This window comes from Burkholderia sp. Se-20378 (genome assembly GCF_017104665.1).
GTDB classification, from domain to species: Bacteria; Pseudomonadota; Gammaproteobacteria; order Burkholderiales; family Burkholderiaceae; genus Burkholderia; species Burkholderia lata.
In genome coordinates this window covers 1-9,983 of sequence record NZ_JAAGPG010000303.1, presented here as the reverse complement: position 1 = coordinate 9,983, position 9,983 = coordinate 1, and the positions used below count along the sequence as shown (strand labels likewise).

The following is a 9,983-nucleotide window of genomic DNA, read 5'->3' as shown; positions in this document are numbered from 1 at the left end:
CCGTCGCACCGGCTCGCGTGCGGCAGCCCGGTCGTCTCGCGGATCGGCAGCGCGTCCATGTCCGCGCGCAGCCCGAGCCGATTGCCGGGGCCGCGCGTCAAGGTGCCGACCACGCCGGTGGCGCCGAGGCCGCGCGTCACCCGATAACCCCACGTTGTCAGCAAGTCGGCCACGAGATCGCTCGTCGCGTGTTCCTCGAAGCCAAGCTCCGGATGTGCGTGCAGCCGGCGGCGCAGCGCAATCATCTCCGCCTCGATAGCCGCCATTTCCGGCTGGATGTGTTTGTGGTCCAACCCCGATTCTCCTCGATGCGTTCCGGTTGCCGATCGCCCGAATGACCGATCGTGGCCGCATCGTAGGCAGCGAAAATCCCGGCGAACAGCCGCGGTTTCGTTATGATGACAACCTTTCGTTGTCGGGTATCGCACCATGAGCACGATCAAGCTGCATCAGCTGCAGGCGCTCGTCGCGAGCGCGGAGGCCGGCAGCATCCGCGGCGCGGCACGCACGCTCGGGCTGTCGCAGGCGGCCGTCACACGCGCGCTGCGCGAGCTGGAGGCCAGCGAACGCCTGCCGCTGCTGGTCCGCGCGCCGGAGGGGATCGGCTTCACCGAATACGGCAAGACGCTGCTCACGCACGCGAAGCTCGTGCTGAAGCAGCTCGAACACGCGCAGAGCGATCTCGAACGCATGCGCGGCCGCGTCGAGGGTCGGTTGAGCATCGGCGTCACGCCGTGGCTCACGATGACCTTCCTCGCGGAAGCGGTGCTGCGTTTTCGTGAGCAAATGCCCGACGTGCGCCTCGAACTCTACGAAGCGCTGATGGCCGTCGCGCAGCCGCTGTTGCGCGACGGCAGCATGGATTTCGCGCTCGGGCACGTGCAACCGGGCGGCACGCAGGAATTCGCGTTCGAGCCGATGCTGCGCTACGAGACAGCGGTGATGGTGCGCGCCGGCCATCCGCTCGAACACGCGCGGTCGATCCACGACCTGGTCGACCACGACTGGGTATTGAATTTCGCGGCCGACGGACAGGCCGCGCTCGTCGATTACCTGTTCACGCGCCACGGCGCCGACATCGACGAGCGGCGCATCGTGCGTGCGCAGTCGGTGGCGATGCTGCAGACGATGCTCGAGCAGGCCGACATGTGCACGTGGTGCCCGACGATCCTCGCGGCCGTGCCGTCGTTCGGCGAACGGATGCGTGCGTTGCAGTTGAATGAGACCTTCGAGCCGCGCGACCTCGGGATCGTCACGCGGCGCAGCAGTACGCTCAGCGACGCCGCACGCTGCTTCATCGACTGCCTGCTGCACGTGATCCGCCGGCACGCGCGATCGGCACGCAAGGCGGATCTCGCGCTGTTCAGGACGTTGTCGTTGTTGATCTGACGCGCGGCCCTACCCGTCTTTCGTCTTTCGTCCAAAGCGCATCCGCGAAAATGCATTTCCGAATCCGTTATTGGATCGCGCCGCCGCGCATTTTTATACTCGTCAGCACTCTCTGCAAAAGAGTGCCAGCCAATTTCGACAGAACAGATCAGCACAGGACGAACCAATGAGCCTACGCCCCTTGCACGACCGCGTGATCGTGAAGCGCCTCGACCAGGAAACCACCACCGCGTCGGGCATCGTGATCCCCGACAGCGCCGCGGAAAAGCCCGACCAGGGTGAAGTGATCGCCGTCGGCCCCGGCCGCAAGGATGCGGACGGCCAGCGCATCGTGCCCGACCTGCAGGTCGGCGAGCGCGTGCTGTTCGGCAAGTACGCGGGTCAGGCCGTCAAGGTGGACGGCAACGAGTTTCTCGTGCTGCGCGAGGAAGACATCGTCGCGGTCGTCAATCAATAACGGAGCGCAATCATGGCAGCGAAGGAAATCATTTTCAGCGACGTCGCACGGGCCAAGCTGACGGAAGGCGTGAACATTCTCGCGAACGCGGTGAAGGTCACGCTCGGGCCGAAAGGCCGCAACGTCGTGCTCGAACGCAGCTTCGGCGCGCCCGTCGTCACGAAGGACGGCGTGTCGGTCGCGAAGGAAATCGAACTCGCGGACAAGCTGCAGAACATCGGCGCGCAGCTCGTGAAGGAAGTCGCGTCGCGCACCAGCGACGCCGCCGGCGACGGCACCACGACGGCCACCGTGCTCGCACAGGCGATCGTCCGCGAAGGCCAGAAATACGTCGCGGCCGGGCTCAACCCGCTCGACCTGAAGCGCGGCATCGACAAGGCCGTCACAGCGGCCGTCGACGAGCTGAAGAAGATCAGCCGGCCGACCACCACGAGCAAGGAAATCGCGCAGGTCGCGACGATCTCCGCGAACGGCGAGGAATCGATCGGCCAGCGCATCGCGGAGGCAATCGACCGCGTCGGCAAGGAAGGCGTCATCACCGTCGAGGACGGCAAGTCGCTCGCGGACGAGCTCGACGTCGTCGAGGGGCTGCAGTTCGATCGCGGCTACCTGTCGCCGTACTTCATCAACAATCCCGACAAGCAGATCGCCGAGATCGAAAGCCCGTACATCCTGCTGCACGACAAGAAGATCTCGAACATCCGCGACCTGCTGCCGGTGCTCGAACAGGTCGCGAAGTCGGGCCGGCCGCTGCTGATCATCGCCGAGGATGTCGAAGGCGAAGCGCTCGCGACGCTGGTCGTGAACAACATCCGCGGAATCCTGAAAACGGTGGCCGTGAAGGCGCCGGGCTTCGGCGACCGCCGCAAGGCGCTGCTCGAGGACATCGCGATCCTCACCGGCGGGCAGGTGATCGCCGAGGAAACGGGCCTGACGCTCGAGAAGGCGACGCTGGCCGAACTCGGCCAGGCGAAGCGCATCGAGGTCGGCAAGGAAAACACGACCGTGATCGACGGCGCGGGCGATGCGAAGAACATCGAAGCGCGCGTGAAGCAGATCCGCGTGCAGATCGACGAAGCGACGTCGGACTATGACCGTGAGAAGCTGCAGGAACGCGTCGCGAAGCTCGCGGGCGGTGTCGCGGTGATCAAGGTCGGCGGCGCCACCGAGATCGAAGTGAAGGAAAAGAAGGACCGCGTCGACGACGCGCTGCACGCCACGCGTGCCGCCGTCGAGGAAGGCATCGTGCCCGGTGGCGGCGTCGCGCTGATCCGCGTGCGCCAGGCGATCCGCGAGTTGCAGGGCGTGAACGCCGACCAGAATGCGGGCATCAAGATCGTGCTGCGCGCGCTCGAGGAACCGCTGCGCCAGATCGTCACGAACGCGGGCGAGGAAGCAAGCGTCGTCGTGGCGAAGGTGGCCGAAGGCTCGGGCAACTTCGGGTACAACGCGCAGACGGGCGTATACGGCGACCTCGTCGAATCGGGCGTGCTCGATCCGACCAAGGTCACGCGCACGGCGCTGCAGAACGCGGCGTCGGTCGCGGGGCTGCTGCTGACGACCGATGCGACCGTGTTCGAAGCACCGAAGGATGCGGCGCCGACGACGGCGCCGGGCGGCCCGGGTGCGGGTGGGCCCGGGTTCGATTTCTGACGGTGTGACGCGGGTGCCGTGTGCCGGCTCGCCGGCATGCGCGCGACCTTGCAGACTCCCCCTGCGCGTGGCGATGAAAGTCGTCACGCGTTTTTTTCATTGGATCGACGAAACCGGACCGTGGCAGGCTCGTGACCGCGCTCGGGTAAGATGAAAGCCCGTCCCGCCGTGCCGCCCTCCACGCCATGTCGACCACCGTCACCACCTTGCTGCCGCTCGCCGGCGTCCTCTTGCTGAGCGTCGCCAGCCCCGGGCCGAACTTCGTGATCGTCACGTCGACCGCGGTCGCGTCGCGCCGCGCCGGCGTGATGACGGGCCTCGGCCTGGCCGCCGCATCCGGCACGTGGGCGGCGATCGCGATCGCCGGACTCAGCCTGCTCGTCACGCATGTCGCATGGGTGCACACGGCGCTGCGGCTGGCGGGCGCCGCCTACCTGATCTGGCTCGGCCTGAAAATGATCGTGACTGCGCGCAAGCCGCTGCCCGTCGCCGCGCCGGCCACCGCGTCCGACTGGCACGCCGCGAAGAAGGGCTACGTCGTCAGCATGACGAATCCGAAATCGGTCGCGTTCTACGGGAGCATCTTCGCGCTGATGGTGCCGGCCCATGCGCCGGTGTGGCTCGATCTCGCGGTCGTCACGCTGTCGGTGGCGATCTCGGCCGCGTGGTATTGCACGATGGCGTTGCTCGCCTCGCACCCGTCGGTGCGCGGGCTGCTGGTTCGACGCAAGGCCGTGCTCGATACGACGGCCGGCCTGCTGCTGATGGGGGTCGGGGGAAGGATGCTCGCCGGACGTTGATCCACTCAGCTTCCGCTCACGCCTCGAACCCTCACCGCTCCCCACCATGCCGACCATACAAACCATTCTCGACGACTACGAACGCCTCGGCTGGACCAACAACGATCCGATGTCGCAGATGCTGGCACTGCGACGCGACAACCCTGCCGCGCTCGCCGACCTCGTGATCGCGTCGTTCGATCGCGCGTTGCCGCATGCGACGTTCCTCGATGCCGCGCTCGACCTGATGGACGACACCGCTCTCGAGAAAGTCGCCACCGAAGCGTGGCAAGACATCCGCAACGGCGCGTGGAACGAACGGCTCGCGAGCGTGTTGTCGAGCGTGGCAACGCAGATGCCGCAGGTGTTTTCCGGTCACTGGGACATGCTCGTCGACATTTACGCTACGAAGCAGTCGCCGCGCCTGTACGTCGAGGACAACGTGTGGCGGATGCTCGATCCGGCGACGATCGAAAGATGGCGCGACCGGCTTGCCGACGTCCCTTCCGGTAACAAGGCAGCGCATGCACGCGCCGTCGCGCTGCTCCATTCGCGACAGCCTGCAGCCGTTCGCGACGCGGCAGCGTGGTTGTTTCCGGACGATCCCGGGGCGCGCGCCAACTGGCTCATGTCCGCCGGCTACGCTCAGGAACACGACACATTGCGCGCGTTGCACGGCGAAACGCCGCTGCATATCGACTTCGGACCGACGCTGGGCGCGCCGATACGCCGTGCCCAGCCGAAGTGGAACCGCGAGATTCTCGCGCATCACTCAACCTGGCACGCGCACGGCTCGCATCGATTGGGCGCGCGCTTTGGCGGCGTGTCGTCGCATCGATGCGGCCTGTGTCACGAGCCGCTGCATCGATTGCTGACACTGCCGCAACCCGCCGCCGCTGGCATCGACAGCTCAACGCCCGTGTCGTTCGACACCTGCCTGTCGTGTGTCGGCTGGGAGAGCGACGGCCCGATGTTCCACCGCCATGACGACGCCGGCAACGCCTGCGCGCACCCATCCCAGCAACGCGACACCGCGATCCAGCCCGACTATCCGGCGGCCCCATTCCTGGAGGCGGACGTTGCACTCTTCGCCGCACCCGCACGCTGGACGCGGCAGGAATGGGGCCTGTCGAACAGCCGGCAGAACCTCAGCCGCGTCGGCGGCGCACCGTCCTGGGTACAATCCGCGTGGTATCCCGACTGTCCGGATTGCGGCCGCAAGATGCAGTTCGTCATGCAGCTCGATTCCAACCTTCCGCAAACGGACGGCGGCGAATGGCTGTGGGGCAGCGGCGGCGCGAACTATACGTTCTGGTGCGCGCCGTGCCACATCAGCGCGCATCTCTGGCAGTGCACGTAGTACACCGCGCGATCCCGCACGGGTCGCGCAACCTTTACGACCTTTTTACTTGCGCCCGCGCATGCGTTCACTAGAATGTGTTCGCAACCAATCCCTCACCGAGTACGCACATGCGCATCCGAAGTCCTCGCCCTCCGAGTTGCTTTTCTGCCTGACAGGCAGGACGCCTGCGTCTCTCTTTTCCCGAGCCACCGTCCTGCCAGCAGGCGGACGGTGCGCGCCGTAGTCCTTCCCGTGCACGCTTGAACATGACGTCGATGCGTTAGCCGCGCATCGTGCAATGCGAGCGTGTTCGCGCGGAAATTCCCGTATCACGACGCGCCGTCGATCCGCCGCCCCGGCAACGATCGATCGGCATGCCTGGCACCCCGCATGCCGATCCAGCCTCATTGCTTTGCATACCTGATTTAACCAACGGAAGTTTCCGATACCGGAGCCCGATCATGTTCGAGATCGACAAGCAGTACACCCGTGAATTCATCCACACCGCGTGCGGCGGCAGCAAACAGGCGTTCCTGCCGACGAAGAACGGCAAGGTCGTGGCCGCCTGCCTGCGCACGGACCTCAACCCGCATGCGCCCGACGTGATCCTCTGCGACGGCAGCGCGTCCGCGCGGGCGGCCGGCAGGACGCTCGCCGCGCAACGCGATGCGATTCCGGTATTCATTCGCATGGCCACGGACGCGTACCGCTTCGTCGGCCAGTACGTCGTCAGCGAATCGCTCACCGCACCGCTCGACTGCGCGCCTCACGTGCGCAACAGCAGCTTCACGCCGGGGCAGATCTCGCGCGTGCTCAAGCTCAAGCGCTGCTGACCCGCCTGGCAGGCGCGCGGCGTGCCCTGTCCCGGTCAACTTTCATACAGGAGCAATCATGCTTGGCCTGACGTTCTGGAAACACGTGATCGGTGCGCGGACCGATGCAATCCGCGATGACAGGGCGGCTGCACACAACCGGCACCGACGGGTGTCGAGAACGCTCGTGCTGACCAGCGCCGCGGTGGCGTTCGCGGCGATCGCGTTCGGCGCGCCCGTCGTCGGCATTTCGGTGTTCCTGCTGACGACGCTGCCGTTCGTGCTGTCGGGTACCTGAAGGCGTGCGTATCGAACGCGTCGCGCGCACCGCGACGCAATCGATACACAATTTTAATGCCGGGCCCGCGCGTATCTAACACTGTCTTTACACGCTTTTGTCTAGGATTTCCCTGTCATCCCGACACGGAGAGATCCGCATGCAAACGCAGCAGGCCGCCGCTGGCGGCCAAACCGACCTTCCCTACCGACGCGGCGGCGCACCGTTCGCGACCCGGCTGGCCGACGCCTGCCCGCCGGACCACATCCTGCTCGACGTACCGGTCGAAAGCGCGATCCAGTTATTCGACCTCGTCGCGCGATCTATCGAGCGCAGCAGTAGTGTCGCCGCGGAACGGATCCGGGCCGAACTGATCAAGCGCGAGCAACTCGGCTCGACCGGCCTCGGCCAGGGCGTCGCGATTCCGCATGCGCGCGTCGACGGCCTTCGCTCGGCCATCGCGCTGTTCGTTCGCGCGCAGTATCCGTTCATCTTCAACGCACCGGACCGCAAGCCCGTGCGTGAGTTCATCGTGCTCGTCCTCCCGAAAGAAGACGACCGCGCGCATCTCGAACTGCTCGCCGACGCGGCGCGGTGTTTCAGCGACCGCACGTTCCGGCAGGCATCGCGCGACGCGCAGACGCCGGACGAGATTCACCAGCTGATGCAACACACGCATTGATGCCGCGCCGCGCGGCAACACGCTCCCCTTCATCCATTCGGCTTCCCATGTTCCCAGACCCTGAAAGTCCCACCCTGACGTCCCGCCGCGTAGCCGGCCTGGCGCGCTCGCTGCCGTTCATGCAGGCCCTGCACGGGCAGACCGTCGTCATCGTCGATGGTGGCGCCGCAAGCGATGCGCGCGCCCGCCAGGCGTTCGCGCAGGATGTCGCGCTGCTCGCACTCACCGGCGTTCGTCCGATCGTCGTCCAGGGTGTGCCGGCCGCATCCGGCACGCAATCGATCCATGCCGTTCACGCGGCGATGGCGGGCGTCAATCATGAACTGGTGCGCCTGATCGGCAGTCACGGCGCCAAGGCGATCGGCATCGACGGTCACGACGGCGGCCTGCTGGTGGCGAGCACGGATTCCGACCGCACCGGCACGAGCGCGGTCGCCCGGTTCGACGGCGCCGCGCTGAACGCGTTTCTCGAGAACGGGCTGGTGCCCGTCGTGATGCCGGTCGCCCCGGACGACGCAGGCCATGATCACCTGCTGCGCGCGGAACGGCTCGGCAGCCTCTTCGCACAACGCACGGGCGCCGTCACGCTGGTGATGATGGTCGAAGGCGCGCTGCTGCGCGAACTCGGCGAACTCGCCGGTCTGTACGGCATCACCGAACTCGAGCAATGGCTGGCCGAACACCCGGCCGCCACCGCGGCGCCCTGCGTGCGGGACGCGCTCGATGCGCTCGCACACGGCGTGCAGAACGTCCATCTCGCCGATATCGGGCAACCCGAATCGCTGATCGACGAACTGCTCACGGAGGAAGGATCGGGCGTGGTGTTCTGCCGTCGCGGCAACACCGACCTGCTGTCGGAAACCCGCCGTTACTTCGCGGATTCGGCGAGCGTGCTGCGCGACGGCTTCAGCGTCGAGCAGAAACAGGTCGTGCGGTTCTGACTTTCTTGTCGTGATAAATCGCTTGCGGCGACCCACCCGGGCCGCCGCAAGCGAACAACGTCAACGCCGCGTCGCGAGACGCCACACGACGCTCACCAGCGCATCGACTTCGTCGCACGTGTTGTAGAACGCGAGCGACGGCCGCACCGTTGCCTCGAGCCCGAAACGACGCAGGATCGGCTGTGCGCAGTGATGCCCCGAGCGTACCGCGATGCCCTCTTCGTTCAGCGCCTGCCCGACTTCCTCGGTCTCATAGCCCTTCAGCACGAACGACAGCACGCTCGCCTTGTCGCGCGCGGTGCCGACGAGCCGCACGCCCGGCACCGGCGCGAGCACGCTCGTCGCATACGCGAGCAGGTCGTGCTCGTAGCGCGCGATGTTCTCGATGCCGACCCGGCTCACATAGTCGAGCGCAGCGCCCAGCCCGACCGCGTCCGCGATGTTGCCGGTGCCGGCCTCGAACCGGTTCGGCGGCGGCTGGAACACCGTACGCTCGAACGTCACGTCCGCGATCATGTTGCCGCCACCCTGCCACGGCGGCATGTCGTCGAGGATCGCGCGCTTGCCGTACACGACGCCGATCCCGGTCGGCCCGTAGATCTTGTGCCCGGAGAACACGAAGAAATCCGCATCGAGCGCCTGCACGTCCACGCGCAGGTGCGAGATCGACTGCGCACCGTCGACGAGCGCCTTCGCACCCGCACGATGCGCGAGATCGACGATCTCCTTCACCGGCACGACCGTACCGAGCGCGTTCGACACCTGCGTGACGGACACGATCTTCGTGCGGTCGTTGAGCAGCTTCCGGTATTCGTCGAGCAGCACCTGCCCCGAATCGTCGACCGGAATCACGCGCAGCTTCGCGCCCTTGAGCGCGGCAAGCTGCTGCCACGGCACGATGTTCGCGTGATGCTCGAGATGCGACACGATGATCTCGTCGCCTTCGCCGACGTTCTGCACGCCCCACGTCTTCGCGATCAGGTTGATCGCCTCGGTCGTGCCGCGCACGAACACGATTTCATCGGGCGACGATGCGCCGATGAAACGCCGCACGGTGTCCCGCGCATGCTCGTACGCGTCCGTCGCGCGGCCGGCCAGTGCATGCGCGGCGCGGTGGATGTTCGAGTTCTCGTGCGCATAGAAATACGCGAGCCGATCGATCACGGCCTGTGGCTTGTGCGTCGTCGCCGCATTGTCGAACCACACGAGCTGCTTGCCGTTCACGCGCTCCTGCAGGATCGGGAAGTCGCGGCGGATCGCGTTCACGTCGAACGGCGGGTGCGCGCCGCGATGCAACTGGCCTTGCGGCCCGGCTGCGTGCGCATCGTCGATGAAGTAGCGCGGCGCGTCGGCGCCCGATGCTCGCGACACCGGTACGTCACGATGCACGGCGAGCAGTTCGCGCAGCGCATCGTCACCCGGCAGGCCGAACGCTTCCGGCGATGCGAGGCCGTTCGACGGCACGACGATGTCCTGCGGCGTCGCCTGCCAGCCCTGCAGCGAACCGTCGGTGAAGTAGTACGGCGATGCCTTCGCCGCGCCTTCCGGTGCCGGCGCATTCACCTGCGGCACACCGAGCGCCGCGCCGCCGACGCGCGGCTCGAGCGCCGGCGCGATCGACACGACGTTGTCGGGCAACCCGTTCTGCGCG

At 66.6% G+C, this 9,983-nt stretch carries 9 protein-coding genes and 1 pseudogene; 8 read left to right on the top strand and 2 right to left on the bottom strand.

The window, feature by feature from the left end:
* Positions 1–440 (bottom strand): annotated as a pseudogene (locus tag G3N93_RS41725) (amidohydrolase); the annotation flags it as partial.
* Here G3N93_RS41725 and G3N93_RS25990 point away from each other — a divergent pair.
* The 8 genes from G3N93_RS25990 to G3N93_RS25950 all read left to right on the top strand — a co-directional run bounded on the left by G3N93_RS25990 (position 430) and on the right by G3N93_RS25950 (position 8,332).
* The gene (locus G3N93_RS25990; RefSeq protein WP_206134259.1) at positions 430–1,389 is read left to right on the top strand and encodes a LysR substrate-binding domain-containing protein; all 960 of its coding nucleotides are present in this window, start codon (positions 430–432) and stop codon (positions 1,387–1,389) included. The pseudogene G3N93_RS41725 and the gene G3N93_RS25990 overlap by 11 nt on opposite strands.
* A gap of 166 nt (positions 1,390–1,555) precedes the next feature.
* Positions 1,556–1,846 carry a co-chaperone GroES gene (locus G3N93_RS25985; RefSeq protein ID WP_011356207.1) on the top strand — a complete coding sequence of 97 codons (291 nt, stop codon included), beginning with the start codon at positions 1,556–1,558 and terminating at the stop codon, positions 1,844–1,846.
* 12 nt (positions 1,847–1,858) lie between these two features.
* Positions 1,859–3,499 carry a chaperonin GroEL gene (groL, locus tag G3N93_RS25980; RefSeq protein ID WP_206134258.1) on the top strand — a complete coding sequence of 547 codons (1,641 nt, stop codon included), beginning with the start codon at positions 1,859–1,861 and terminating at the stop codon, positions 3,497–3,499.
* Positions 3,500–3,684: 185 nt separating this feature from the next.
* Entirely contained in the window at positions 3,685–4,299 is a 615-nt protein-coding gene (locus G3N93_RS25975) for a LysE family translocator (RefSeq protein WP_206134257.1), read from the top strand.
* Between the two features lie 46 nt (positions 4,300–4,345).
* A complete protein-coding gene (locus G3N93_RS25970; protein ID WP_206134256.1) occupies positions 4,346–5,638 on the top strand; it encodes a hypothetical protein in 1,293 nt (430 codons plus the stop codon).
* Between the two features lie 443 nt (positions 5,639–6,081).
* The gene (locus tag G3N93_RS25965; RefSeq protein ID WP_174938224.1) at positions 6,082–6,453 is read left to right on the top strand and encodes a DUF6697 family protein; all 372 of its coding nucleotides are present in this window, start codon (positions 6,082–6,084) and stop codon (positions 6,451–6,453) included.
* Between the two features lie 416 nt (positions 6,454–6,869).
* A complete protein-coding gene (locus G3N93_RS25955) occupies positions 6,870–7,391 on the top strand; it encodes a PTS sugar transporter subunit IIA (RefSeq protein ID WP_206123949.1) in 522 nt (173 codons plus the stop codon).
* 47 nt (positions 7,392–7,438) lie between these two features.
* Positions 7,439–8,332, top strand: a complete 894-nt coding sequence (locus G3N93_RS25950; protein WP_174944756.1) for an acetylglutamate kinase — start codon at positions 7,439–7,441, stop codon at positions 8,330–8,332.
* 60 nt (positions 8,333–8,392) lie between these two features.
* Here the strand turns inward: G3N93_RS25950 and G3N93_RS25945 are convergent.
* Positions 8,393–9,983, bottom strand: a 1,591-nt coding sequence (locus tag G3N93_RS25945; protein ID WP_206134255.1) for a family 2A encapsulin nanocompartment cargo protein cysteine desulfurase, incomplete at its 5' end; no start/stop codon positions are given.

Excerpts from the sequence above, each read along its gene's own strand:
- G3N93_RS25990 (WP_206134259.1), top strand. The coding sequence starts at position 430 with ATGAGCACGATCAAGCTGCATCAGCTGCAGGCGCTCGTCGCGAGCGCG.
- G3N93_RS25985 (WP_011356207.1), top strand. The coding sequence starts at position 1,556 with ATGAGCCTACGCCCCTTGCACGACCGCGTGATCGTGAAGCGCCTCGAC.
- groL (WP_206134258.1), top strand. The coding sequence starts at position 1,859 with ATGGCAGCGAAGGAAATCATTTTCAGCGACGTCGCACGGGCCAAGCTG.
- G3N93_RS25975 (WP_206134257.1), top strand. The coding sequence starts at position 3,685 with ATGTCGACCACCGTCACCACCTTGCTGCCGCTCGCCGGCGTCCTCTTG.
- G3N93_RS25970 (WP_206134256.1), top strand. The coding sequence starts at position 4,346 with ATGCCGACCATACAAACCATTCTCGACGACTACGAACGCCTCGGCTGG.
- G3N93_RS25965 (WP_174938224.1), top strand. The coding sequence starts at position 6,082 with ATGTTCGAGATCGACAAGCAGTACACCCGTGAATTCATCCACACCGCG.
- G3N93_RS25955 (WP_206123949.1), top strand. The coding sequence starts at position 6,870 with ATGCAAACGCAGCAGGCCGCCGCTGGCGGCCAAACCGACCTTCCCTAC.
- G3N93_RS25950 (WP_174944756.1), top strand. The coding sequence starts at position 7,439 with ATGTTCCCAGACCCTGAAAGTCCCACCCTGACGTCCCGCCGCGTAGCC.